Raw genomic sequence first — 25,379 nt, 5'->3', positions numbered from 1 at the left:
ATGCCCGGGATCTACCTGGGCGCGATCCTCTTCTCGTTGACGGGCATGATGCTGATCGACTGGAAGTACTCGCTCGCGCTGCGGGTCGCTCCGTGGCGCACCGCTCTGGCCGTGGTGGCGGGGACGGTGTTCTTCCTCGCCTGGGACCTCGTCGGGATCGTGACGGGCGTGTTCGTGAAGGGCGAGAGCCCGCTGTTCGTCGGGATCGTGCTCGCGCCGCACCTGCCGCTCGAGGAAGTGTTCTTCCTGCTCTTCCTGAGCTACCTGGCGGTGGTGATGTTCGCCGTGTTCGAGCGACGGGCGGCGTCTCGACGCTCCGGCGCCGCGGCGGTCGAGAGGCGACCCGGGTGACGTATCCGCTCATCGTGCTGCCGTTCGTCGTCGTGACCGTCATCGTCACCCTCGCAACGGTGAAGCGGCCGCGGTTCCGGGAGCGCATGGCATCCTCCGGTCTCACCGCCCTGGTGCTGGTGGGACTCACGCTCGTGTTCGACAACCTCATGATCGCCGTCGACCTGTTCTCGTATCCTCAGGAGCACCTGAGCGGCCTGAAGCTCGGGCTCGCGCCCATCGAGGACTTCGCCTATCCCCTTTGCGCCGCGTTCCTCCTGCCGGCGCTGTACACACTCCTCGCTCCCCTGCCCTCGAAGGACACCGCATGACCGCTCCCGCTGCCCTCACCCCCGGCCGCGTGCTGCGGGAGCTGTTCGTGTCGTCGCGACCGGTCAGCTGGATCAACACCGCATTCCCTTTCGCGGCCGCCTATCTGCTGACCACGCGGACGATCGATGCGCCGTTGATCATCGGCATCCTGTTCTTCCTTGTTCCCTACAACCTCGCGATGTACGGCGTGAACGACGTGTTCGACTACGAGTCCGACCTGCGCAACCCCCGCAAGGGCGGCACGCACGGCGCCGTGCTCGACAAACGGATGCACACGATCACGCTGTGGGCCTCGGCGCTGACGTGCCTGCCGTTCGTGGCGTACCTGGTGGTGATCGGGTCGCCGCTGTCGTGGCTCGTGCTGGCGCTGAGCCTGTTCTTCGTCGTGTTCTACTCCGCGCCGCCCCTGCGGCTCAAGGAGCGGCCGTTCGCGGACTCGATGACGAGCAGCATCCACTTCTTCTCTCCCGCGGTGTACGGCCTGGTGCTCGCCGGGGCCGTGTGGACGCCGCAGCTCGTGTTCGTGCTGGTCGCTTTCGCGTTGTGGGGTATCGCCTCTCACGCTTTCGGCGCCGTGCAGGACGTCGAGGCCGACCGCGCGGCCGACATCTCGTCGATCGCGACCGCCCGCGGAGCCCGCTGGACCGTGCGCTTCGCCCTCGTCGCATACGCCCTGGCCGGCGTGGCCATGCTGTTCACCGCCTGGCCCGGCCCGCTGGCCGCCATGCTGGTGGTGCCCTACCTGGTGGTGTGCTGGCCGTACCGCAACGTCACGGATGCCGACAGCGACCGCGCCACCGCGGGCTGGAACCGCTTCTTGTGGCTGAACCAGATCGCCGGTTTCGGCACGACGATGCTGCTGATCTGGTGGTGGTTCCTCACCGCGTGAGCGCGGGCGGGGCGCGGGGGTGTGCGAGGGGCGGTGGGTTCCGCGCGGCGGGCGGGCGCCGGCATCCGGTGTCCCCCGTTGAGTGTCCAAAACACCCGGACGAAATCCGAAACCGTCCGGGTGTTTTGGACACTCAACGTCGTTCACGCGGGGTGCACCTCGGGCACGGCGCGGGACGCGGGCCGGCGCGGGCCGGGCGCCGGCACGCCGGGCGCGGCGCGGGACACGGGTCCGGATGCCGGCACCCCGGCCTTGAACGTCCAAGACACGCCGAGTGCAGGGCGAGGCATGCGGCGTGTTCTGGACACTCGACCGGGGGGGCGGCGCGGGCACGGCTCGGGACGCGGGGACCGGATGCCGGAACCCCGGCGGCGAGTGTCCATGACACGCCGGGTGCGGGGCGCGGTGTGCGGCGTGCTCTGGGCACTCGACCGGGGGACGACCGCGGCACATCCAGGATGGCGTGGTCCGGCGCGACGGGAACGGCCCGCGCGAAACGACGACGCCCGCGTCCCGCGAAGATGCGGGACGCGGGCGTCGAGGGAGTGGATCAGCCCGCGGGCGTGGACGAGGGGGCGGGGGTCGGCGAGGTCGTCGCCGTGCCACCCTGGCCCTGCGACTCGAGGTCCAGCAGGCGCTGGACGGCCGCGGTGAGACGGGCATCCTGCGTCGCGAAGCCCGCGAGGTCGCCGCTGGTCAGCGCTGCCTGACGCGCGGTCAGGGCATCTCGCGCCTCTTGCAGGGCAGCCGCGTAGTCGCCCGTCGGAGCCGGAGTACCAGATGATCCGCCCGTGCCGCTGTTCTGGTCGCTCGGGGTGACGGTCTCGTCGCCGGTGTTGGCTCCGGAATCACCGCCGAACAGCGTGTCGAGTGCCTCGCTCAGCGTGTTCTCGAACGCGATCTTGTTACCGAACGCGACGAGCACGCGTCTGAGCTGCGGCAGCTTCGTATCACCGGACGACTGGACGAACACCGGCTGCACGTACAGCAGGCCACCGCCGACCGGGAGCGTCAGCAGGTTTCCGTTGAGCACCTGCGACTGCCCCTGTTTCAAGATGTTGATCTGAGACGAGACGTTCGTATCGGAGTCGAAGGTGTTCTGCACCTGGCCGGGTCCGGGGACCGTCGTGGACGCATCGATGACGAGCATCCGGAGTTTGCCGTAGTCCGGGCGCTTGGTGCCCTGCTGATTACCGGCGTTGGAGTCGACGGCGAGATAGCCCGTGAGCACGTTTCTCGCCTGTCCGCCCTGGGATGCCGGGATGAAGCTCGTGAACATCGAGTACGACGGGTCGTCCTGGTTCGGCATCTTCATCGTCAGGTAGTACGGCGGCTGGAAGGTCGCCGGGTCCTGCGGGTCGTTCGGGGTCGTCCAACGGTTGTCCTGCTGGAAGAACGAACGGGCGTCATCGACGTGATAGACACCGAGCATCGAGCGCTGGACCTTCATGAGGTCGGTCGGGTAGCGCACGTGGCTCATGAGGTCGGCAGACATGTCGGTCCACGGCTTGAGGGTCGTGGGGTAGACGTTCTGCCACGCCTTGAGCAGCGGGTCCTGGTCGTCCCACGCGTACAGGCTCACCGAGCCGTCGTAAGCGTCGACCGTCGCCTTGACCGAGTTGCGGATGTAGTTGATGTCGTCCAGCGCGTAGGTCGGAGCGGGGTTGTTCGAGTCGGCGATGGCCCGCGACAGCGAGACGCCCGAGGAGTACGGGTAGTTCGCACTCGTGGTGTAGCCGTCGATGACCCACTTGATGCGCCCGTCGACGACCGTGGGGTACGGGTCGCTGTCGAGCGTCAGGTACGGCGCGAGCTTCTGCACGCGCTGCTTGGGATCACGGTCGTAGAGGATCTGCGAGTCGGAGTTGACGTAGTCCGAGAAGAGGATCTGCTCCGACTGGAACTTCAGCGCGTAGATGAGGCGGTTGAAGACGTTTCCGACACTCGGTCCGCCGTTGCCGGCGAAGGTCGTACGCGTCTCGGTACCGCCGTCGGCGCCGAGCGGGTAGTCGAGCTCGATCGGCTCGCCACCCTCGGGTCCACCGACGATGGAGTACGGCGGCGACTGCTCACCGAAGTACACCCGGGGCTCGTAGTTGAGGTCGGTCAGGAAGCCGGTGCCGGGAATGGCCTGCTCGAGGAAGACCGGGTCGCCGTCGGCGGTGCGCTCGTTACCGGCGGCTGCGACCATGCCGTAGCCGTGGGTGTAGACGAGGGTCGTGTTCTGCCACGAGGCCGCGTCGCCGAGCTGGCCGATGTTGAGCTCGCGGAGCGAGACCACCGTGTCCTGCGTCTGGCCGTTGATCGTGTAGCGGTCGACGTCGAGCGGGGTGTTGAACTGGTAGTACGCGCGGTACTGCTCGAGCTGGCGGACCGTCGGCCCGATGATCGCCGGGTCCATGATGCGCAGCTGCGCGGTGGACTCGGCATCGTTGCGCAGCTGACCCGCCTGCGCGGTCGTCGTCGCCTGGAAGTTCTCTTTCTCGATGCTGTCGAGGCCGTAGGCGGCCTTCGTCCCGTCGAGGTTGCGCTGGTAGTACTGGCTCTCGAGGGCGAGCTCGTTCGGGCGCACCTGGAACGTGGTGACCGCCCAGGGGATGGCAGCTCCCACCACGATCGCCGAGACGACCAGCAACGCGGTACCGATCAGCGGGTAGCGCCAGCGACCGAGGAAGGCCGTGACGAAGAACGCCAGGGCCACGATGACGGCCGCGATCGCGAGGATCGTCTGGCCGGGGATGACGGCATTGGTGCCGACGTAACCGGGGCCCGTGATGCGCTCCGACGGCTCGACGAGCGTGCGGAAACGGTCGAGCCAGAGGCTCGCACCCTGCAGCAGCAGGTACACACCGGCGAGGATCGCGAGCTGGATGCGCGCGGCCTTCGAGATGCGGAGCTCTCGCTGGCCGACCCGCACCGAGCCGTAGAGGTACGACACCACACCCGTGAGCAGGAGGCACACCAGCACCACGGCCGACGCGAACCCGAGGGCAGCGGCGTAGAACGGCATCCCGAACAGATAGAAACCGGTGTCGAGACCGAACTGGGGGTCGGTGGTGGACGTGGAGACGCCGTTCAGCCACAGCCACGTGGTCTCCCACTGGGCGGAGGCGGCGAAGCCGGCGAAGAAGCCGAAGAAGATCGGAATGCCCCACATGGCGAGGCGGCGCAGCGGCTCGACGACCTCCTGGTAGCGGTCGAGCTGCGAGCTCAGACGCGCATACACCGGGCGGAGCCGGTAGGCGAGCTGGATGACACCCCACACGGGCAACGCCATCGCGAGGAAACCGACCACGAACATCACGCTGCGGGCGAGCCACTGGGTGGTCAGCACGGTGGTGAAGCCCAGCTGCGAGAACCACAGCCAGTCGGAGTACAGGTTCGCGAAGACGAAGAACGCCACGACGAGAACCGCGATCACCGCCAGGGTGATCGAGATGATCCGTCGGGAGCGGTTAGGGGGCGTGGCCTGATTCGGCGCCGAGGTCGTGGTCACCCGTCCATCCTAGGCGCGCCCTGCCTGGGGTTCGCCGTGAAAGATCGATCACGAAGTACACGTCGGCAGGGCGTCGAGATCCCCTCCGTCGCGGATGGTCTCGAGCACGGTGAGCGACTGCTTCAAGGTCGAGGTGGAGAACACTCGGATGCCGTCGGGCACGTGGCCCACGACCTCGTTGCAGTTCTCCTCGGGGGCGAGGAACCAGGTGGCCCCGGCATCCCGCGCTCCGTAGAGCTTCTGACGGATGCCGCCGATCGGGCCCACGTTCCCGTCGGCGTCGATCGTGCCGGTGCCGGCGATGTGCTGGCCGCCGGTGAGGTCGCCGGGCGACATCTTGTCGATGATCCCGAGGGCGAACATCATGCCGGCGCTGGGGCCGCCGACATCGTTGAGCTGGATCTTCACGTCGACGGGGAGGTCGAACGTCATCATCAGCCCCACGCCCAGCAGGTACTGCGTCTGGCCGTTCACCTCGGTCTGACGGGGAGTGATAGAGATCGTGGATGCCGTGCCGTCACGCTCGTAACCGACGCTCACGGCCTGACCCGCGGCCTTCTGCACCGCAGCGCGGATGTCGTCGATGTTCGAGACGGCGGTGTCGTCGACCGAGGTGATGACATCGTTCTGCTGCAGCTTGTCTTTCGCGGCGCCGGAGTCGTCGATCGTGCCGACCGCGATCTGCTGCCGGACGTCGTAGCCGAGCTCGCGGAGAGCGGCCGCGCTCGCCTCGAGCTGAGAGTCGGTCATTAGGGCGGCGTTCTCGCTGTTGCGCTGCTCGGTGCTCTGCCCCGCGGGGAAGATGCGATCGATCGGCACGACGGCGCGCGAGCTGTCGAACCAGGCCGAGGCCAGCTCGATCCACGACGGGGTGTGCTCGCGGTTGCCGCTGACCTGCACGGTGAGCAGGTCGAGCTGACCGCTGCTGGTGGAGTCCTTCTCGTCGCCCTCGGGCACCGAGATGAGCGGAACCTGCTGGCCGTCGGCGGAGGCCGTGGTGCCGAGGGTGTTGTAGACCGGGCCCGGCTGCTGGATGACGTATGCCGAGGGCAGGAACGTCATCACGAACAGCACGATGACCGCGATGGTGAGAGACCACACGCCCACGACGGTGCCGCGCCGCCACCGCTGACGCGGGGCGGGCACGACGGAGACGTTCTCATCGAACAGGGTCACGGTCTCAATCCTTTGCCGGGTCGTTCGCGCGCGGCGTAAGCGGCCCGGGGGCCGAGCCGACTGATGCGGGGAAGCGTGCGACTAGCGTAGAACCCGTTCCCCCAGACCTGGCTGAAAGGCGGCTCACGTGGCAGACGACAACCCCGGCGGCGACCGGAGCCCCGAGGACGAGTTCCAGGAACTCATGCGCCGTCTCATGTCCGGAGACGTCAGCGGCATCGACCCCGAGCAGCTCTCCCGTCTGTCGGGCATGCAGATCGACCCCGCCATGCTGCAGGCCGTCATGAACCAGTTGCAGGGCGCCTTCGCCGGCACGCAGGAGGGCGTCGACTGGAGCCTGGCCGAGCGCCAGGCCCTGCACATCGCCAACCAGGACGGCCTCGGCGTGACCACCGGTCAGCGCACCGATCTCGACCAGGCGTTCACCCTCGCGGCCCTGTGGCTGGGCGAGGCGACCTCGATCAGCGACCTGCCGCGTCCCCCGCGCGCCGTCACGCGCGGCGCGTGGGTGAGTGCGACCCTCCCGATCTGGCAGGAGCTCGCCGAACCCGTCGCCACGAGCATCGCCGACGCGCTCACCGCCGCCCTCGGCCAGCAGGCACCCGACGACATGCAGGACATGATCGCCGGTGCCGGTCGCCTCATGCGCACCGTGGGCGGTTCGCTCTTCGCCACGCAGCTCGGCCAGGTCGTCGGCCGGCTGTCCACCGAGGTCGTGGGTGGCGGAGATGTCGGCATCCCGGTCATGCCCGACGGCGACGCGGCGATCCTTCCGCAGAACTTCGCCGACTTCGGCCGCGACCTCGAGATCCCCGAGGATCAGCTGGCGCTGTACCTGGCCACGCGCGAGCTGGCGCACGCGCGCCTGTTCCGTCACGCGCGCTGGCTGCGCCTGCACGTGATCTCGCAGGTGCGCGACTTCGCGCACGGGATCCGCGTCGACACCGACGCCCTCGAGGACCTCGCCTCGCGCTTCGACCCCTCGCAGCCCGAAGAGCTGCGCGGCGCCCTCGAGAGCGGTGCGCTGCTGCCCGAGCGCTCCGAAGAGCAGACCGCAGCTCTCACGCGCCTCGAGAACCTGCTCGCGACGATCGAAGGCTGGGTCGACGTGGTCACCGAGGACGCGACCTCGCGCTTGCCCTCGGCCGCTCGCATCGCCGAGGCGGTTCGTCGTCGTCGCGCGGTGGGCGGGCCCGCTGAACAGGCGCTCGGCTCGCTCGTCGGCCTCGAACTGCGCCCCCGTCGCATGCGGGAAGCCGCGGCCATGTGGCGCGCCGTCACCGACGCCGTGGGCGTCGACGGTCGAGACGGGCTGTGGGACTACCCCGACCTCATGCCCTCGTCGGAAGACATCGACGACCCCGCGGCGTTGATCGCGCGACTGACCGCGGCCTCCCGCGGAGAAGCGGCTCCGTCGGACGCGATGGACGACGCCCTCGCGCAGCTGTTGGCCGAAGAGGCCGACGGTGGGCGGCGCGACGGTGGTTCGGGAAGCGGGAGCCCGGATGCCGGGACCCCGGACGACGGCACGGATGCGGGTGGGACGCGGGAGCATGGCGACGGTCCCCTCGGCGGCGGCGACGACGGAGCGGCGCCGGGAGATCAGCGGCCGGTGTGAGCACTTCGGCGGGCTGAAGCCCGTCGTGTCGTGACGCCCGTGGGGAGGATGACATTCCTCCACACGGGCGTCACGCATTTTTCGCCCTGGGGACAACGGCATCCGAGATCTCCGCAGACGCGATGATCGGGCGATGATCAGACTCGATTCCGCTGCTCCCCCGCTCTGGCGTTCCGATGGGAGCGTGCAGTTCGGCGCCCCCGCGGTAGCCGTCTCGCCCTTCACCGGCTCGTGGGTCGACGTCGTCGTCGCGGCGCTGGCGGACGGGACGAGTGCGGCCGCGGTCCGGGGTCTCGCCCGCGTGCACGGGGCCGAGGACGGAGCCGCCGACGCTCTGCTCGCGGCGGTGGCTCCGGCGTTGGCGCGAAGGTCACGGCATCCGCCCCTCGCCCTTCAGGTCGACGATGACCTGCCGCCGCGAGCCGCCCGAGCCGTCTTGGCGGCATTGCCCCCGCGCACCCGCGTCGTGGCGTGGGCGGGGACGGCGACCGAGAGCGTCGCTCCCGGAACACGGGTGGTGCTGCTGGCCGCACACCGGGTCGACCCCCGCAGAGCGGGGCCGCTCGTCCGCGACGACGTGACGCACCTGCCGCTCGTGCTCGACGGGTCGAGTGCCCGGATCGGGCCCGTCGTGGTGCCGGGACAGACGGCGTGCCTCGCGTGTCTCGACGCGGACCAGCGCCGCGACGACCCGGAGTGGGCGACCGTCGCCGCTCAGCTGGTGGGACGACCGCGGCCCGAGATCGACGTGGCGCTGGCGGCCGAGGCCGGACGGGCGGCGCGGTTCCTGCTCACCGCTCCGATCGGGCAGACGACGCGCTCGCTGCGCCTGCGCGCCGATTCGTTCCGGCGGGCCTGGGCGCTGCATCGGCCGAGCGCAGACTGCCACTGCCGATCTCTCGAAGAAAGCGCGACGGGGACCGTTCCATCCGCCCTCGACCCCGTGCCCAGCTCACGGACAGCGTTCGTGCGGCCCGCGTGACGCCCACGTACGCGAGGCGCCGCTCTTCGTCGACCGCTTCGAAGGTCTTGGCGTACGAGATCGGCAGCAGCCCTTCGCTGAATCCCACGAGGTACACGTGATCCCACTCCAGCCCCTTCGCCGCGTGCAGCGTCGCGAGCGTCACCGTCCGCGTCGTCGGCTCGTGCTGATCGCGCGCACGCGCCTGCAGATCGTCGGTGAACGCGCGCAGGTCGGTGCCGTGCGGCGCTTCCTCCGCCAGGCGCAGGATGGCGGCGCGCGCCTCCCACGCCTCGCGGAGCGCGCCGCCCGCCTCGGGCGGGTCGTCGGTGAGCCCGACGCTGCGGAGCACGTCGCGGACGGTCGGAAGGAACCCGGTCTCGAGCGGCGCCACGGACGCGGCGCGAAGCGCCATGAGAGCCTGCCGAACCTCGGGAAGGTCGAAGAACTTGCGGCCGCCCAGGACGGACGCCGCGACACCCACCTTCGCGAGGGCCGAGATCAACCCCGCGGACTGCGCGTGCGAGCGGTACAGAACCGCGATGTCGTGGGGATCGACGCCGCGCGCGAGCGAGTCGCGGATCGAGGCCGCGACCGCAGAGGCCTCGTCTTCATCGTCGTCGAAGGCGCGCACGGTCGGCGTGGGCGTGTCGTCTTCGCTGGCCGCGACGAGCTCGAGGGCGCCGGCGCGACCCCTCATGAGGTCGTTGGCGACGGCGAGCACCGGAGCCGTCGAGCGGTAGTTGCGCTCGAGACGCACGACACGCGCATCTTCATGCGTGCGCTCGAACTCGAGCAGGTACCGCGCGTCGGCGCCGGTGAACGAGTACACCGTCTGGCTCGCGTCACCGACGACGCACAGGTCGCGACGATCGCCCAGCCAGAGCTCGAGCAGGCGGTTCTGCAGCGGCGAGACGTCCTGGTACTCATCCACGGTGAAGTGCCGATACTGCTCGCGTACGGCCGCGGCGACCCGCGGTTCGGCCTCGATCATGCCGGCGCAGGTCAGCAGGACGTCTTCGAAGTCCATCTGGCGGCGCTCGTCCTTGAGCTTCTCGTACGCGCTCTGCAGGGCCACGACCTGGTCGACGCTGAGACGACCGACGCCGTCGGGGCGGTCCGCCGCGTACTGCTCGATGGAGCGCAGAGTCACCTTGCGCCACTCGATCGCCGACGCGACGTCGCGCAGAGTCGCGGTGTCGGGGGCCAGTCCCACGCCGTCGGCCGCGTGCGCGAGCATGCGCACCTTGTTGTCGATGATCGAAGGCGCCTGATCACCGGCGAGCGTCGGCCAGAAGAAATTGACCTGCGCGAGAGCGGCGGCGTGGAACGTGCGGGCCGAGACCCCCGCGACCCCGAGCGCACGCAGACGCCCGCGCATCTCCCCCGCGGCCTTGGCGGTGAACGTCACGGCCATCACGCGCTGCGGCGAGTAGGCGCCCGTGTCGACACCGTGAGCGATGCGGCGCGTGATCACGCGCGTCTTGCCGGTGCCCGCACCCGCGAGAACGCAGACCGGACCGCGAAGCGCACGCGCCGCCTCGAGCTGGTGCTCGTCGAGTCCCTCGAGCGGCGCGGTCATGCGACGCCCCGGTACCAGTCGTCGATCAAGCGACGAGCGATGGATGCCGGGCCCGGGAGCATCGCCGTGCCCTCGCCGCGAAGGGCGGCGCCGATCTCTTCGCGGTCGAACCAGCGGACCTCGACGATCTCCTCACCGTCGGCTTCCGCTTCAGCGTCGTCGACGACGACCGCTCGAAAGCCCAGCATGAGCGAACGGGGGTACGGCCAGGCCTGCGAACCGCGGTACGCGATGTCGCGGAGACGAACACCGGCTTCCTCGCCGACCTCGCGGGTGACCGCATCCTCGAGCGACTCCCCCGCCTCGGCGAACCCGGCGAAGCAGGAGTACCGGTCACCTCCCCAGGCGGCGTTCGCGCCGAGAAGGATCCGATCGTCACCGGTCGCCGAGGTCACCAGCACGATCACCGCCGGATCGGTGCGCGGGAAGTGCTCACGCCCGCAGACAGGACAGTGCCGCGACCAGCCGGCGTGGCGCAGCTCTGTCGCCGAGCCGCACGCCGGGCAGAACGCGGCATCGCGCAGCCACCCCGCCAGAGCGACGGCGGTGGTGAGCAGTTCGGCTTCACCGTCGGGCAGGTCGCCTCCGGCCGCGCGGAGGGGTGCCCACTCGGCATCCGGAACGAGGTCGTCGGGGGCGCCGGCGGTCAGGGCCGCGAGGACGACCGCGGTGTGATCGGGAGTGCGGCCGAGAAACGCCCACTCCTGGACGTGCTCTCTCCCGATCCGCGCCTGCGAGCCCAAGACCAAGTGTCCGTCGCGCAGCGGCGCCGCATCGCGACGGATGGCGAGGACCAGGGTGCTCGGTTCAGACAGGACGCGCTCGAGCAGGGTCTCGTCGTCGCGCTCACCGCCCGCGCGGTCGACGGTCAACGGGACCTCGGACGGCGAAGACGCGGGACGCGGCATCGAACACCTCTCTGACGGCGGGCACGGGTGGGCGGTCGCCAGACCGACCTGCTCGGTGAAGGGCGTGGCGCGGGCCGGTGAAGGAAGGCCCGACCTACCCTGGGGGCATGGCACGCTCGCCCCTCATTTTAGCCGCGTCGGCGACGACGGCCCTGCCCGGCGCAGCCTTCTCGAACGTCAGCGCTCTGACCGAGAACGCCGCCGGCCGTTTCGATGCCGCGCTGGCCCGCACCGCCGACGGGCGCGAGGTCGTCATCCGCATGCCCGCCGGCGAAGAAGGCGCTCCCGACCTCGCCGCGGAGTCACGAGCGCTGCACGCTCTGACGGCGGGCGTTCGCGCCCTCCTCCCCTTCGCCGTGCCCGAGGTGATCGGCGAGAGCGGTTCCGGAACGCAGCGTGTCCTCATCGTCGATCGCATCGACGGATACCGCATCGACCCGGCGCACCTCCCCAAGGGCCCCGGGTACGCGCCGGCGATCGGCGGGGCGCTGGCCGCAGTCCACGCGCTCCCCGTGTCGATCGTCCGCACCGACGGATTGCCCGTGCGCTCTCCCGAGCAGGTGCGGGACGACGTCAAACGACTCCTCGACCGCGCTGACGCCACCGGTCGCGTCAGCGACGACCTCATGCTGCGGTGGCGCCGCGCCCTCGACGTCGACGAGCTGTGGCGCTTCGAGTCGGCGGTCGTCCTGGGCGGCGCGACGAGCTCGTCCATCCTCCTCGCCGACGATGAGGACGAGATCCCCCACGTGGTCGGCATCCTGGACTGGGCCGGCCTCAGCGTCGGCGATCCGGCCGTCGACCTGCGCTGGTTGGCATCCGCTCCCCTCGCCGCCGACGACGTCCACGCCGGATACGCCGCGGCCGGCGATCGCTCCCCCGACCCCCTGCTGCGCGAACGCGCGCGGTTCTACGCGGAGCTCGAATTCGCGCGCTGGCTCGTGCACGGACACGACGCCGGCGAGACCGACGTCGTCGCCGACGCCGTCGCGTTGCTCGATGCCCTGGCCGACGGCGTGCGCGGCGACCACATCGTGCCCGACTCGCGAAGCGACATCGACGACGCGATGGCCCTCGTCGAGAGCGTTCCCCCGGTCTCCGCCCCGGCCGCCGTCGACACCTCGATGCAGACCGACGCCTACGACCCCGAAGCGTTGTCGCTGTACCTGTCGGCGGAGCGCGATCGCGCCACCGCCGCTGAGGCGCTCGCCGAAGCGCTCGCGAACGCGAAAGAGTCGGATGCCGACAGCGGCGCGATCCACGTCGACCGGCTGCCCGTCCCCGACAGCGTCGAGCCCGGCGAGACCGAGCCCCTCGACCTCGACGGGTGGGAGGACAAGACTCCCGAGACCCGGAACGACCGTGGCCAGGCTCCCGCGCTGAGCGGCGACACCGACGCGACCTCGCTGTGGTCACGCTCTGCCGTGTCGACAGACCCCGCCGAGCCCGCCGTCCGCGAAGAGGGCGCACCGGGTACGGACGCAACGGCGTCCGACGCCTCGCGCGATTCCGGCGCCGCGCACACCGACGATGAAGAAGACGCCGCTCGCGCGAGCCGCGCCGCGCTGCGCCGCTGGGGCGTCTCCGGCGACGGGGCCTGACGGGCGTCGTCGCTCTGCTGTCGCCGCTCGTCGCCGTCGACCTGGTTCGCGACGGTGGCCGGGGGCGGCTCTTTCTCGCGCCTCAACCGGCACATCGTGCCTCGAGCCGCGCGGGGTGCGACCGGGTCACGTGACCGGGCTGTGACCGAGTCGGCAGATCCGAGCAGCGGTCTTGCGCGTCGCTGCCCGAAACCTCTCACGCGTACGTTTCCCGGTCTGGACGGCCCGCGCCCTCACCCCCGCAGCACCAGCTCATCGCCGACGTAAAAGAGGGCGACGTCGATCAGGTCGAGGTCGATACCGTGCTTGGCGTGATAGGCCTCGCGATAGAGCTCGAGCTGCAGCATGCGCGAACGACGCTCGGACTCGCTGGCGGGTGGGCGCCCCGTCTTCCAGTCGACGATCTCGTACCGCTCGCCGCGGCGGTACACGGCATCCAGCTTGCAGATGACGACGTGCTCGCGCCCGTCGAGGCGCGTCGTGACGAAGTCGATCTCGGTCTCGACCTCGAGAGGCCGCAGTGCGGCCCACTCCGAGCGTTCGAAGCATTCCCGCAACCGCTGCAGTTCGACGGCATCAGCTGCGGACGCTCCCGCTTCGTCATCGCCCCACAGACCGTCGTCGTCGAGCCCGACACCCGCTCCGACCAGCCCGGAGCGCTGCTCGACCCAGGCGTGGAAGAGCGTTCCGAGGCGCGTCTGCCGATAGGGGCGCTCCGGCATGGGCCGGCGAAGATCCTCGACCGCGCGTCCGTAGTCGTCGACGAAATCCTTGAAACGAGAGGCTGGGATACGCGTCGGAGCCGGCGTATGCACGGGCCGGAGCCGCTCGGCACGCTCCGCGAGCAGCAGCTCGAGGTCGTCATCGGCGTCGACCGGCGTCGCCGCGCGCGCAGCGGTGACGGCCCCGACCGCGGCCGAGATCGCCGTGCGTCGGGCCCCGAGCGGGTCGAGCGGCCAGTGCAGCAGGCGTCGCTCACCGTCGTAGGGGTCGTCTCCCGCCTCGTCGATGAACAGCTCCGCCCCGAGCGCCTCAGCGGCCTCGTCGAGGAAGACGCTGGGCCGGCGAGGGCGCTTCGTGCCCGACCAACTCGAGCCCGAGAGCATGAGGTGGTCGCGGGCTCGGGTGAACGCCACGTAGGCGAGGCGTCGGTCCTCTTCGAGCTGGCGGGCTCGGTTGTCGGCGACGAACGCGTCGATCGCCGCCTTCAGCTCTTGCTGCGTCTGGGCCCCGCGCCATCCGAACACCGGAAGCCACGCAGAATCGCCTCGGAACTGCGAGGGGAGGATGCCAAAACCCAGCCACCCCTTCGTGTCACGCGGAAGCGAGGGCAATTCGTCGGTCACGAGGCGCACGACGGCCACGGCATCCCACTCCAGGCCCTTCGAACCGTGGATCGTGAGGAGCTGGACGACGTCGTCCTCGGGCGGCTCGGTACGCGGCGCGAACTCGTCGGCCTGCTCGGCGTGATCGAGCCACGCCAACAGGCTCGAGACGGAGCCGGACTCGTCCGCCGCCAGGAACCCGCGGATCTCGTCGACGAAAGCGCGCAACTGCGCCGAGGCGATACGGGCAGGTCCGCGTGCCTCGTTCGCGGCGAGTTCGATGTCGAGACGCAGCTCCGCCTCGATGAGGCGGATGAGCTCGGGGATCGGGGCACCGACGCTCCTGCGGAGGGCTGCGAACACCGCACCGGCTTCCCGGAGGCGCGCACGGCCTTCGGGAGTGATGTCGGTCAGCCACCCGTGGCCGTCGGTCTGGCGGGTGACGAAATCGAGAGCGTCGACCAGCGACGCGCGATCGGCCCCCGGCGTCGAGCGCAGGCGGTCCACGACCTCGGGGGCGAGCGGTTGCAGGGCGACGTCGTGTGTCGCTAGCCGCCTCGCGACTTGAGCGAGGGCGCGCAGATCGGCCAACCCCACCGCCCACCGCGGTCCGGAGAGCAGACGGATCAGAGCCGACCCCGCCTCGGGGTCGCTGATGACCCGCAGCACCGACACCACGTCGACGACCTCCGGGGTCGTCAGCAGGCCGCCGAGCCCGAGGATGCGGTGAGGGATGCCACGCCGCCCGAGCGCATCACCGAAGCGCACCATGTGCTTCTTGCTGCGGAAGAGCACGGCGCCGGTCGTCCCGCGCCCCTCGGCGGCGCGCGCCGCACGGACGCCGACGAACCACGACGCGACGCGGTCGGCCTCGGCGTCGAGATCGTTCTCGAAGGCGATCTCGACCACACCCTCGGGCGCGCCGGGACGCGACCGCAGCTCTTCAACGGCCACGGCCGCCCGGTGGGCGAGGGGCGCGAGCACGGCATTGGCGACGTCGAGCACACGGGCGCTGTTGCGCCAACTGGTGAGCAGCGCGAAGCGCTGGCATCCGCCCTCCGGAGCGAAGGCATCGGGGAAGCCGCCGAGGTTTCCCGCGCTCGCTCCGCGCCACGCGTAGATCGCCTGGTGCGGGTCGCCGACCGCCATGACACCGGTACCCCCGAACAGGGTGGCCAACAGGTCGGTCTGGACGACCGACGTGTCCTGGTACTCATCGAGCAGGACCACACGGTAGCGCGCTCTCAGCTCCTCGACGACCGCGGGATGCTCCTGCGCGATGCGCAAGGCCCCCGCCACCTGGTCGGCGAAGTCCATGACGCCCAGGCGCGCCTTCTCACGGTCGTAGTCGGCGGCGAGGCGCGCGAGCAACGACAGAGCCGACACACGCGACGCGGCGTCGGCCACCTCTTTGTAGACGGTGACGCGTGCCGAGGTCGACGGACGCTCGACGATACGAGCGAACTCGTCGGGGAACGCGGCGAGCTCGTCGAGGTCGACGAGATTGTCGACGCCGTCGCGAGCAATGCGCAGAGCCGCGTCGATGAGTGTGCGAGGCGACTCCTGCCGTTCCTCCAGGCGCGGGTCATCGGAGGTGAACACGACCCGGCGCATGAGCAGCCAGGCCGCGGACTCCGAGAGCACGGCAGCCTCGGAGTCGCGGCCGATGCGCAGGCCGTGCTCACGCACGATCGAGTCGGCGAAGCTGTTGTAGGTCGACACGGTGGGCCGGTGCAACAGCTGGTCGCCGTCGTCGAGGCCGGGGTCGTCCGCGCCGACCTCGGCGGCGAGGGCGTCGAGAACCTCGAGACGGGCGGCATCTGCGCGCGCCCCTTCGACCCGTGCGAGTTCGGCGAACACCGACAGGCGACCCGCCTCGTGCAGCGCCGGAAGAGCACCCAGCAGTCCGCGCGTCTCGAACTCCGACAGACGCTGCAACCGCCGCTGGATGCGCTCGGCGAGCTCGCCCGCGGCCTTTCGGGTGAAGGTCAGCCCGAGTACCTCGTCGCGACGGACCAGTCCGTTCGCGACGAGCCAGACCACGCGACCGGCCATGGTCTCGGTCTTGCCGCTACCCGCACCGGCGACGACGAGGGCGGGCGCGAGAGGCGCTTCGATCACCGCGGTCTGCTCGATCGTGGGCGGGAACTGTCCGAGGGCGGCGGCGATGGTTGCCGCGGAAAGCACGACGGTCACGATGCGCTCACCGCCGACACCGTGTGGATGCGGCACAACCCGTAAGAGAACTCGTCCCGGCAGTGCACCTCGTACGGCGCGGCGAAACTGGTGCCGCGCATCACCTCGACCGCCCGCTGCACGCGTTCGACGAACTGGCCGCGCTGTTCGTCGTCGAACGGCTTTTGCGTCGGCTCCGCGTAGTCCTTCTTCGCCGCGGTGGGGCGCAGGACGAGCAGTTTCGCACCGCCCGACGGCAACCCGGCAACCTGCTCGATCGCCCCGGACGAGAACGCCAACTGGTACGCGGCGAGCTGCGGGTTGTCGGCGACCTTGGCATCCGTCTGGGGTTCGCTCTTACCCGTCTTGAGGTCGACGATCACGACCTCCCCCGAGGGCGTCACCTCGACGCGGTCGATGTCGCCGCTCAGCACGGCGCCGTGTTCGCCGGCATCGGGAATGGGGATCGGCACCTCGAAGTGCCGCTCGGCGCCGATCAGGCGTCCGCCCGCATCATCGAACCGGCGCAGATAGGCCGCCAGACGCCGCACGAGCTCGCGCGCTCGCGTACGTTCGGCGCGCTCGCGCCAGACCGCGTCGAACGCCAACTCGCCCCAGCGTTCGTCGACCACCGCCCAGAGGTCGTCTTCAGACGACGATGCCGCCGTCTCGAGCGCCGCATGGATGATGGTGCCGATGCCCGCCGTCGTCCCGCCCCGGTCGCCGCCGAGGTCGGCGATGACCCAGTCGAGCTCGCACTCCTCGAGGGCGTGCAGGCGCGACGGCGAGACGCGGACGTCTTCGCGCGTCAGATCGCGCAACGGCGCCGACGACGTGGGAGCAGCCACGCCGTACCACTCCTCGGGCGCGGCGCCGGCGACACCCGCCGCGGCGAGCAGCGCCAACTGTCCGGCCGCGTGGGTGCGATCGGCAACGGCGACGCGCGGCGCGGTGAGCGAGCGGCGATGCCGCGCCACGAGACCACGAAGCGACAGGGGATGCTCGGGAATGGATGCCGCCGGCTCGGGCGTCGGGAGCATCTCGAACAGCACGCTGGGACCGGTGTCGTCGTCGTCGACCGCGGTGACCACCAGTAGTGACCCCGCCCTGCTGAGGGCGCGGACGAAGAGGCGTAGCTCATCGTGCATCGCCGCACGGCGGCGATCGAGCGTGCCCGCGGCGGGGAGGTCGGGGTTCTGCACCGCGTCGACAAGTCGCCACGTTTCGAGCAGGCCGCCGCGCAGACGGGTGTTGGGCCAGACGCCGTCCTGCACCCCGGCGACGATGACGGTGTCGAACGCCGTACCGGCGGCGGCCGCGGGGGTCAGCACGCGGACCGTGTCGACCACGGCGGGCAGTTCGATGCGGTCTTCGGCGACGTCGCTGTCGAGCACCGCGCGCAGGAAGACAGAGGCCTCCCCGTCGGGCTCACGCTCGGTGAACCGCTTCGCGGCCTGGAACAGCGCGACGATCGCGTCGAGGTCGCGCTCCGCCTGCTCGGCGATCGGCCCGTGCCCGCGCACCGCCTCGCGCCAGGTCCGCGACAGGCCGCTGCGCTCCCACGCGGTCCACAGCAGTTCGTGCGGGGTCGCGTGCGACAGCGCCTGCGCGCGGAGTGCGGCGAGGGTCTCGCCCAGCCGTGCGGCGCGGCGTGCTTCGCGCGTGTCGACGGCCTCGAGCTCGAGTGGGAAACGCACGCCGGAGACGAGCAGCTCGGTCGCGGTGCGCGCGCCCCCGGCACCGACCTCGTCGTGGCGGAGCGCCGTGCGCAGGCGCCGCAGCTCGATCGGATCGAGGCCGCCGAAGGTGCCGATCAGCGCGTCGACCACCTCGTCGGCGACCCATTCGTCGGGATCTTTCATGCCGAGCTCGACCAGTCCGACGAGATCGCGGACCGGCCGCTGCACGCCCAGGGCCAGCCCGGGACCGCTCGCGCGCGCGGGCACCTCTCGTGCGGCGAGCTCGGCTTCGAGGGTCGCGACCTGCCGCGAGTCATGCGCGATCACGGCGCACGAGCCCCACGGGACGCCCTCGAGAACGTGCCGTTCGCGCAGCAGGCGGGCGATGGCGTCGGCTTCCTCCGCCGGCGACCGCAGCAGGTAGGTGCGGACCGAGCCCTGCGGCGCGGCGCCCGAGGGAGCACGTCGGTGCGCGACGATCCCGGCCGCACCGATGCGCGTCACCACGCGACGGACGAGGTCGATCTGCTCCGGTGTCCCGCGGTGGGGCTCTCCGAGAGCGGCGACGGTACCGAGCTCACGGGCGAGGCGAGCGAAGTTCTCGGGCGTCGCTCCGCGGAAGGCTCCCGACCCGACGTCGGGGTCGCCGAACGCGACCACCCCGATGCCGAGGGCTCGACACGCGCGCAGCAGATCGATACCGCCGGCGGTGAGCTCTTGCGCGTCGTCGACGAGGATGCAGCGCAACGTGGCGAACCGCCCCAGAAGCGCGCGATCCGCGCGGGCCTCGTCGAGCACGGCGACGGCCTCGCGAGCGAGGTCGGCCGCGTCGCGGTGCGTGCCGCGCATCGCCGAGCGCACGGCCCGGTACTCGTCGGCGAACGACGCGAGAGAGGCCCAGACCGGCAGCTCCCACCGCTGCGCCAGCTGGATCAGGTCGTCGGAGCCGATGCCCAGGTCGGTGCACTCCGCGAGGAACGCCCGGAGGTCGCCCCGGAAACCGCGGGTCGCTCGAATGACGGGCCCGAGCCACGCGGGCCAACGCGACGCGCCCTCGAGCTCGTCGAGGGCATCGCCCTCGAGCAGATCGCGGATGATCTGGTCTTCGTCTCCGCCGGTGAGAAGCTGCGGGGGTTCGACCCCCCGCCGGACTTCGGCGCCGCGGACGAGCTGGAACGCGAACGACGCCACCGACCGGGCGAGAGCGCCCGAGGTCGCCCGCGCGACGGCGAGGGCGAGGGGATCGCGCAAGGCCGTCGCCGCGGGTCGCGTGGGCGTGAGCACCAACACCTCGTCGGGGTCGACTCCGGATGCCACGAGCTCACGCACACGAGCGAGCAGCGTGGTCGTCTTGCCCGAGCCGGGAGCCCCGACGACCACACCGCTCGCGGTCGCGGGCCAGTCGACGACGACGCGCTGCTCGGCGTCGAGCGCACCTCCCCGAGCGGGAGATGCGTCGAGGGCGACGGCATCCGGGATCTGCATGTCTCCACGCTAATCGCGACCTCCGACATCGCCGGGTTCGACGCCGCGTCCGCTCCGGTCGCCGTCGGCGCGAGGCGCGTTCGCCGTCCGCGAAGCGGGCCCTCCCGCGAGCTCGGGTGTCGGATGCCTGCCCTAGAGTCGAATCACGCGCCGGGCCGACCGCGGCCCGCGGGGAAAGGACGCATCGTGGAGATCCGCATCGGAATCACCAACACCGGCCGCGAGCTGAACTTCGAGACGAACGAGAGCTCGGACGCCGTGAAGTCGGCCGTCGCCGCCGCCCTCGACAACTCCGCCAGCCACGTGTCCTTCACCGATGTGAAGGGCAACTCCTACCTCGTTCCGACCGCCAACCTCGCGTTCGTCGAACTCGGCACCGAAGAGTCGCGCCGCGTCGGCTTCGTCGCCTGACACTCGAACCGTGCAGATCCTGCTCGGTCTGATCATCGGCGCGGTCATCGGCCTCGCCGTGCACTTCGCGCTGCCGCACCGCCACCTCCGCGGCGTCGTTCTCGCCCCTCTGGCGGGCGCGGCCGCGGCGGCGGTCGTGTGGACCGCCTTGACGTGGATGGGTCTCGGGGTCGACTCGCCGATCCTGTGGATCGTCGCCGTCCTGGCGCCGGCCGCCACGACTCTCGCGCTCGTGCCGCTGCTCACTCGTTCGCGCATCGCCCGCGACGAGGCCGATCGCGTGCGCCTGGGCGTCTGAACCTCTCGAGAGACCAGCGGATGCCGGCACCCGGCGTCGTCCAGACACTGTGCGGTGCATCGACAGGCGTGGTGCCTCACCCCGTCGCGCAGACCGTGGTGACGCTCGTTACGCGGCGAGCCCCATGGCATCCATCCGCCTCGCGTGAGCACCCATCAGCTCGCTGAACACGGGCTCGACCTTGGCCTCCTCGGCGCGGTCGAGGTGTCCGTGGCGGAGGGCCGTGCGGGCGACGAGCAGGGTGTCGCCGACGAGACGACGCCCCCAGAGCGCCAGTAGCCAGCGCCACTCCTCGTCGCTCTCGATCGTCGCTCCGAGGATGTCGACGATCGCCTGACGGTCGTCATCGGCCTGCAGGATGCGCGCGACCCGGCGACCGGTGTCGCCGTAGCTCGACGACAGCGCGAGATAGAAGTCGTCGAGGAGTCCCGCCGTGATGTGCACCGTGAGCATGGTCTCTTGGGGGCGAACGCCGTGCGTGTTGCGGCGGAAGGCGTCGAGCGACTCGCGGAACGGCAGCATGAGCTGCGTCGGATCGGCCCCGCGTTCGCGGATCAGCGCGACGAGCTCCTGGTGCTTGATGAGCGCCGCTCCCGCCGCGCGGGAGAGCGACTCCTTCTCGGCGAGTTCGGGGGTCAGGGCGATCAGCTCGCTGAGCGTCTCGAAGAACCCGAGCTGCAGATAGGCGGCTTGACCGAGAAACGTCTCGATCTCGGGGGCGAGCTCGGCGAAGTCGACGCGCATGGCCTCGCCCAGGTCTCCGCGCGAGCGCAGCTGGAGCGTACGGCCCACCGGGCGCTGGCGACGACGGAACCACTCGAACACGTACGACAGCCTAGGCGTCGGGGGCTGCCGAGACACGCCGGGTAGAGTGGAGAAGCCCCGGCGTCGGATCGGGGCCCCGCGCCTGTGGACGAGTGAGGCGTGGATACGACTCCCCCAGGCGGTCTCTCGCCGCCGGAACAGGCACGCACTATGACGACTTTCGCCGATCTCGGCATCGACCAGGACATCGTCGATGCCCTGGCCTCCAAGGGCATCGTCGATGCCTTCCCCATCCAGGAGCAGACGATTCCCCTCGGCCTCCCCGGCCAGGACATCATCGGTCAGGCCAAGACCGGCACCGGGAAGACCTTCGGCTTCGGCATCCCCGTGGTCCAGCGCCTGGGGCTCAACCCCGAGCCCGGCGTCAAGGCACTCATCGTCGTCCCCACGCGCGAGCTCGCCGTCCAGGTCTACGAAGACATGGACATGCTGACCAGCAACCGCTCGACCAGCGTCGTCGCCATCTACGGCGGCAAGGCGTACGAGGGGCAGATCGACCAGCTCAAGGCCGGCGCGCAGATCGTCGTCGGAACGCCCGGTCGCCTCATCGACCTCGCGAACCAGCGCCTGCTCGACCTGTCGAACGCGACGGAGGTCGTGCTCGACGAGGCCGACAAGATGCTCGACCTCGGCTTCCTCGCCGACATCGAGAAGATCTTCTCGAAGGTCCCGCCCGTGCGTCACACGCAGCTGTTCTCGGCGACCATGCCCGGCCCCATCGTCGCCCTCGCGCGTCGCTTCATGTCGAACCCCATCCACATGCGCGCCAACGACCCCGACGAGGGCCTGACGCAGGCGAACATCAAGCACCTGGTCTACCGCGCGCACTCGCTCGACAAAGACGAGGTCATCGCCCGCATCCTGCAGTCGGAGGGCCGCGAGAAGGCGGTCATCTTCACGCGCACCAAGCGCGCTGCGCAGAAGCTCGTCGACGAGCTCGGCGACCGCGGCTTCAACGCCGCCGCCGTCCACGGCGACATGAGCCAGGAGGCCCGCGAGCGCTCGATGGCTGCGTTCAAGGCGGGCAAAAAAGACGTCCTGATCGCCACCGACGTCGCCGCCCGCGGTATCGACGTCAACGACGTCACCCACGTGATCAACCACACGATCCCCGACGACGAGAAGACCTACCTGCACCGCGCCGGTCGTACCGGTCGCGCCGGCAACACCGGTATCGCCGTGACCTTCGTCGACTGGGACGACCTGCACAAGTGGGCGCTCATCAACCGCGCCCTGGAGTTCGGCCAGCCCGAGCCCACCGAGACCTACTCGTCGAGCCCGCACCTCTACACCGACCTCAACATCCCCGAGGGCACCAAGGGCCGCCTCGTGACGGCACCGAAGGCCGTCGCGCCCAAGCAGGTCGAGAAGAAGAACGAGAGCCCGGATGCCGAGGGCACCCGCGCCCCGCGCCGTCGCCGTCGCGGTGGTTCGTCGTCCGAGAGCACCGCCCCCGCCGGCGACAGCGCCTCGCGCGAAGAGGGTGGCGCCGGCACGCACGACGGTGCCGGCAAGGAGCACCACGACGGCAACGCAGCCCCGCGCCGTCGCCGCCGTCGCCGCGGAGGCGGCAGCTCGGGAACGCCGACGGCCCCCGTCGCCTGACGCGTCTTACACGGAACGGCACCGACCCCCACCGCGGGGTCGGCGCCGTTCGCGTATGAACCGGCATCCGGAATCGTCGACCTCGGGCGTCGGTTGCTCGGCGCGGACCGACGCGACCAGGCGCGCGGCGCCGCCACGCGGTCACCGACCCACGCATAAACGCCCTCCGCACGCAGAAACACGCGCTCCCCGCGTTTCCCCGCGCGAACAGCGTTTATGCGTGACCCACCGCGACCGCTGCACACCGCCCGCCGCTGCACGCCGCCACCGCTGCACACCGCCACCGCCCGCCGCCGCCCGACCACCCCGGCCCGCTCCCACCCCGGCCGCAACTCACACCGAACGCTCCGGCACGCCCCCGCCCCGCGTTCGACACGCATAAACGCCCTCCGCACGCAGAAACACGCGCTCCCCGCGTTTCCCCGCGCAAACAGCGTTTATGCGTGCCCCACCGCCACCGCTGCACATCACGACGCGCGCCGAGCGACAGACGCCCGCACCGAGCCACAGACACCCACGCCGAGCAACAGACGCCCGCGCCGCCCCCGCCGCCCGCCCATCCGCACGCGACACCCGGCCACTCCCGCACTCCGCGGGCAGCCCCTACGGGAAGACCGGCGCCGTCCCGCGGCCCAGGGCGAAGATCCGCGCGACCATGTCGTCGGCCGTCGTGTTCTCGCCCGGGACGTTGGGCTTGCCGAGCCCGTGGTAGTCGCTCGAGCCGGTGACGATGAGGTCGCGCTCGGCGGCGAGATCGGCGAGCAGGGCCGTGGGCTCGGGCAGGTTCTCGCGGTGCGCGAGCTCGAAGCCCGCCAGGCCCGCGTCGAGCATCGCGTGCAGCACGCTGTCGGGCAGCAGCGACCGCCCCGCCGGGTGAGCGATGATCGGCACGCCGCCCGCGCCAACGACGAGCTCGACCGCGGTCACCGGGTCGGGGGCGTACAGCGCGACGTAGTAGTCGCCGGAGGGATGCAGGATGCCGGCGAACGCCTCGGTCCGGTCGGCGACGATGCCGCGGGCGACGAGAGCGTCGGCGATGTGCGGACGCCCGACGGTCGCGCCGTCGGTGGTCTGGGCGAGGATGTCGTCCCACGCGATGTCGTAATCGTGGGAGATGCGCTCGGCCATGATCTGCGCCCGATCCAGCCGCGAGGAGCGGATGCGGTCGGTCATGGCGCGAAGCGCCGTGTCGTCGGGGTCGACGAGGTAGGCCAGCAGGTGGACGCTGCGCCACCGGTGCCGGGCCGACAGCTCCATGCCGGGCACGAACGTCATCCCGAGCGAGGTCGCCGCCTCGGCGGCCTCTGCCCACCCCGACGTCGTGTCGTGGTCGGTGAGGGCGGCGGTGTGCAGACCGTGACGGTGGGCGGCGGCCATGACCTGCGCGGGCGGCTCGGTTCCGTCGGAGTGCGAGGAATGCAGGTGCAGGTCGCTCGGACCCTCGAATCGCCGTTCACGCTGCACCCGTCGAGCGTAGCGCCCCGTATTCGCGGAGGTCGCGCTCAACCGGCATCCGTGGATCTCTCAGACGGCTCCCCTATGGTCGGGTGCGTGCGTCGTCTGGTCGGTCTCCTGGTCGCGCTCGCTTTCGCGGCGGGTGCCGCGGTGCTCACGTGGCCCTCGGCGTTCGGGGCCGAGCGCACCTTCCCCCTGGCGCAGGTCATCTCGTTCCGTGCGCCGCTGGCGGCCGCCTTCATCGCCGCAACGCTGCTCATGCTGCTGTTCGCGCTGATCCGCCCGATCCGGGCCCTCGCCTTCGTCCTCGCGGTCGTCTTCGCTCTCGCGGGCGGTGTCAACGTCTCACTGCTCTCGCAGCGCGGCCTGGGATCGGAGGAGATGCCGGCCAAGACGGCGTCGAGCCTGCGCATCATGACGTGGAACACCGCCGGTTCGGCCACCTCGGCCGAGTCGATCGCGCAGTTCGCGGTGGGTATGCAGGCCGACGTCGTGACCCTCCCCGAGACCACGATCGAGACGGGGGCTGAGGTCGCCGAGCTCATGCGCGACATGGGCCAGCCGATGTGGGCGCACCACGCCGAGTACGGCGAGTACGGCATCACCGGATGGGATGCCACCTCCACCACCGTCCTCATCAAGCCCGAGCTGGGCGAGTACTCCGTCATCCAGTCCTCGCTCGACGGATCGAGCAACACCTCGACCGTCCCGAGCGCCGTGGCCATGCCCGTCTCGGGAGATGGCCCGATCATCGTGGCCGCCCACGCCGTCGCGCCGCGACAGGAGTACATGACGCAGTGGCGCAGCGACCTGCAGTGGCTGGCCGACCAGTGCGCGACCGACAACGTGATCCTCGCGGGCGACTTCAACGCGACCCTCGATCACATGACCGGGATGGGCGTCGACGGTGGCACCCTGGGCCGCTGCCACGACGCCGCGTCCGAGAGCGGCAACGGCGGTGTGGGCACGTGGCCGACGAGCGCTCCCGCCCTGCTGGGCGCGCCGATCGATCACGTCATGGCCACACCCGACTGGACGGTCTCGGCGTCGGTCGTCATGCGCACGCTCGACGGCTCGGGCAGCGACCACCGCCCGATCGTCGTGCAGCTCGAGCGCACGGGCGGCTGACCGCGCCCGCGACGCACGTCCCTCCTCGACCGGATGCCGACTCCACGGCACCGGCGCGGGCGGGACGCCCCGGTTCGGCGCAGGACGAAACCCCCGCCA

Annotated in this window: 17 protein-coding genes; 9 read left to right on the top strand and 8 right to left on the bottom strand. The window is 70.7% G+C overall.

All coding sequences use genetic code 11. The annotated features are described in order from the left end of the window. From OVA17_RS12890 to OVA17_RS12880, 3 genes are read left to right on the top strand one after another with little or no spacing between them, the layout of a single operon-like run. A complete protein-coding gene (locus tag OVA17_RS12890) occupies nucleotides 1-351 on the top strand; it encodes a lycopene cyclase domain-containing protein (RefSeq protein WP_267786948.1) in 351 nt (116 codons plus the stop codon). Then, the gene (locus OVA17_RS12885) at nucleotides 348-662 is read left to right on the top strand and encodes a lycopene cyclase domain-containing protein (RefSeq protein WP_267786947.1); all 315 of its coding nucleotides are present in this window, start codon (nucleotides 348-350) and stop codon (nucleotides 660-662) included. The genes OVA17_RS12890 and OVA17_RS12885 overlap by 4 nt, the downstream gene beginning before the upstream one ends. After that, entirely contained in the window at nucleotides 659-1,552 is an 894-nt protein-coding gene (locus OVA17_RS12880; protein WP_267786946.1) for a prenyltransferase, read from the top strand. The genes OVA17_RS12885 and OVA17_RS12880 overlap by 4 nt, the downstream gene beginning before the upstream one ends. A gap of 550 nt (nucleotides 1,553-2,102) precedes the next feature. Here OVA17_RS12880 and OVA17_RS12875 read toward each other — a convergent pair. Both OVA17_RS12875 and OVA17_RS12870 read right to left on the bottom strand, forming a co-directional pair. Further along, a complete protein-coding gene (locus tag OVA17_RS12875; RefSeq protein WP_267786945.1) occupies nucleotides 2,103-5,048 on the bottom strand; it encodes a UPF0182 family protein in 2,946 nt (981 codons plus the stop codon). A 48-nt stretch (nucleotides 5,049-5,096) separates the two neighbouring features. Then, nucleotides 5,097-6,224, bottom strand: a complete 1,128-nt coding sequence (locus OVA17_RS12870; protein ID WP_267786943.1) for a PDZ domain-containing protein — start codon at nucleotides 6,222-6,224, stop codon at nucleotides 5,097-5,099. A gap of 184 nt (nucleotides 6,225-6,408) precedes the next feature. On the opposite strand from OVA17_RS12870, the gene OVA17_RS12865 reads away from it, so the two are divergent. After that, entirely contained in the window at nucleotides 6,409-7,842 is a 1,434-nt protein-coding gene (locus OVA17_RS12865) for a zinc-dependent metalloprotease (RefSeq protein WP_420712442.1), read from the top strand. A 791-nt stretch (nucleotides 7,843-8,633) separates the two neighbouring features. Here OVA17_RS12865 and OVA17_RS12860 read toward each other — a convergent pair. Together OVA17_RS12860 and nudC are read right to left on the bottom strand one after the other, a co-directional pair. Continuing rightward, nucleotides 8,634-10,385 carry an ATP-dependent helicase gene (locus OVA17_RS12860; protein ID WP_267786941.1) on the bottom strand — a complete coding sequence of 584 codons (1,752 nt, stop codon included), beginning with the start codon at nucleotides 10,383-10,385 and terminating at the stop codon, nucleotides 8,634-8,636. After that, complete coding sequence (gene nudC / locus OVA17_RS12855) at nucleotides 10,382-11,293, bottom strand: NAD(+) diphosphatase (protein WP_267786940.1); 912 nt, start codon at nucleotides 11,291-11,293, stop codon at nucleotides 10,382-10,384. The genes OVA17_RS12860 and nudC overlap by 4 nt, the downstream gene beginning before the upstream one ends. Before the next feature lie 107 nt (nucleotides 11,294-11,400). Between nudC and OVA17_RS12850 the strand changes: the two genes are divergently transcribed. Next, complete coding sequence (locus OVA17_RS12850; RefSeq protein ID WP_267786939.1) at nucleotides 11,401-12,894, top strand: phosphotransferase; 1,494 nt, start codon at nucleotides 11,401-11,403, stop codon at nucleotides 12,892-12,894. Nucleotides 12,895-13,127: 233 nt separating this feature from the next. On the opposite strand, the gene OVA17_RS12845 is transcribed toward OVA17_RS12850, so the two are convergent. Further along, nucleotides 13,128-16,418 carry a UvrD-helicase domain-containing protein gene (locus OVA17_RS12845; RefSeq protein WP_420712441.1) on the bottom strand — a complete coding sequence of 1,097 codons (3,291 nt, stop codon included), beginning with the start codon at nucleotides 16,416-16,418 and terminating at the stop codon, nucleotides 13,128-13,130. After that, nucleotides 16,412-19,558: an ATP-dependent helicase gene (locus tag OVA17_RS12840; RefSeq protein WP_267786937.1), complete on the bottom strand. Its 3,147-nt coding sequence runs from the start codon at nucleotides 19,556-19,558 to the stop codon at nucleotides 16,412-16,414. The genes OVA17_RS12845 and OVA17_RS12840 overlap by 7 nt, the downstream gene beginning before the upstream one ends. Nucleotides 19,559-19,744: 186 nt before the next feature. Between OVA17_RS12840 and OVA17_RS12835 the strand changes: the two genes are divergently transcribed. Both OVA17_RS12835 and OVA17_RS12830 read left to right on the top strand, forming a co-directional pair. Beyond that, nucleotides 19,745-19,969, top strand: a complete 225-nt coding sequence (locus tag OVA17_RS12835) for a DUF3107 domain-containing protein (protein ID WP_144835131.1) — start codon at nucleotides 19,745-19,747, stop codon at nucleotides 19,967-19,969. A 10-nt stretch (nucleotides 19,970-19,979) separates the two neighbouring features. Next, nucleotides 19,980-20,267, top strand: a complete 288-nt coding sequence (locus tag OVA17_RS12830) for a hypothetical protein (RefSeq protein ID WP_267786936.1) — start codon at nucleotides 19,980-19,982, stop codon at nucleotides 20,265-20,267. Between the two features lie 108 nt (nucleotides 20,268-20,375). On the opposite strand, the gene OVA17_RS12825 is transcribed toward OVA17_RS12830, so the two are convergent. Then, on the bottom strand, nucleotides 20,376-21,092 hold the full coding sequence (locus OVA17_RS12825; RefSeq protein ID WP_210074414.1) for a ferritin-like fold-containing protein: 717 nt from the start codon (nucleotides 21,090-21,092) through the stop codon (nucleotides 20,376-20,378). Nucleotides 21,093-21,242: 150 nt separating this feature from the next. On the opposite strand from OVA17_RS12825, the gene OVA17_RS12820 reads away from it, so the two are divergent. Beyond that, on the top strand, nucleotides 21,243-22,697 hold the full coding sequence (locus OVA17_RS12820) for a DEAD/DEAH box helicase (protein WP_267786933.1): 1,455 nt from the start codon (nucleotides 21,243-21,245) through the stop codon (nucleotides 22,695-22,697). A 603-nt stretch (nucleotides 22,698-23,300) separates the two neighbouring features. Here OVA17_RS12820 and OVA17_RS12815 read toward each other — a convergent pair. Further along, a complete protein-coding gene (locus OVA17_RS12815) occupies nucleotides 23,301-24,161 on the bottom strand; it encodes a PHP domain-containing protein (protein ID WP_210074410.1) in 861 nt (286 codons plus the stop codon). Nucleotides 24,162-24,248: 87 nt separating this feature from the next. On the opposite strand from OVA17_RS12815, the gene OVA17_RS12810 reads away from it, so the two are divergent. Beyond that, the gene (locus OVA17_RS12810) at nucleotides 24,249-25,280 is read left to right on the top strand and encodes an endonuclease/exonuclease/phosphatase family protein (protein ID WP_210074409.1); all 1,032 of its coding nucleotides are present in this window, start codon (nucleotides 24,249-24,251) and stop codon (nucleotides 25,278-25,280) included. Nucleotides 25,281-25,379: the final 99 nt, after the last annotated feature.

The organism is Microbacterium sp. SL75 (assembly GCF_026625865.1).
In the GTDB taxonomy this organism is placed as follows: Bacteria; Actinomycetota; Actinomycetes; order Actinomycetales; family Microbacteriaceae; genus Microbacterium.
Note: the sequence above shows the minus strand (reverse complement) of the source record. Positions and strands in the feature narration are given on the sequence as shown.

What these genes read in the sequence shown, in the direction of transcription:
- OVA17_RS12880 (WP_267786946.1), top strand. Translation starts at nt 659, where the DNA reads ATGACCGCTCCCGCTGCCCTCACCCCCGGCCGCGTGCTGCGGGAGCTG.
- OVA17_RS12820 (WP_267786933.1), top strand. Translation starts at nt 21,243, where the DNA reads ATGACGACTTTCGCCGATCTCGGCATCGACCAGGACATCGTCGATGCC.
- OVA17_RS12850 (WP_267786939.1), top strand. Translation starts at nt 11,401, where the DNA reads ATGGCACGCTCGCCCCTCATTTTAGCCGCGTCGGCGACGACGGCCCTG.
- OVA17_RS12890 (WP_267786948.1), top strand. Translation starts at nt 1, where the DNA reads ATGCCCGGGATCTACCTGGGCGCGATCCTCTTCTCGTTGACGGGCATG.
- OVA17_RS12865 (WP_420712442.1), top strand. Translation starts at nt 6,409, where the DNA reads ATGCGCCGTCTCATGTCCGGAGACGTCAGCGGCATCGACCCCGAGCAG.
- nudC (WP_267786940.1), bottom strand. Translation starts at nt 11,293, where the DNA reads ATGCCGCGTCCCGCGTCTTCGCCGTCCGAGGTCCCGTTGACCGTCGAC.
- OVA17_RS12840 (WP_267786937.1), bottom strand. Translation starts at nt 19,558, where the DNA reads ATGCAGATCCCGGATGCCGTCGCCCTCGACGCATCTCCCGCTCGGGGA.
- OVA17_RS12860 (WP_267786941.1), bottom strand. Translation starts at nt 10,385, where the DNA reads ATGACCGCGCCGCTCGAGGGACTCGACGAGCACCAGCTCGAGGCGGCG.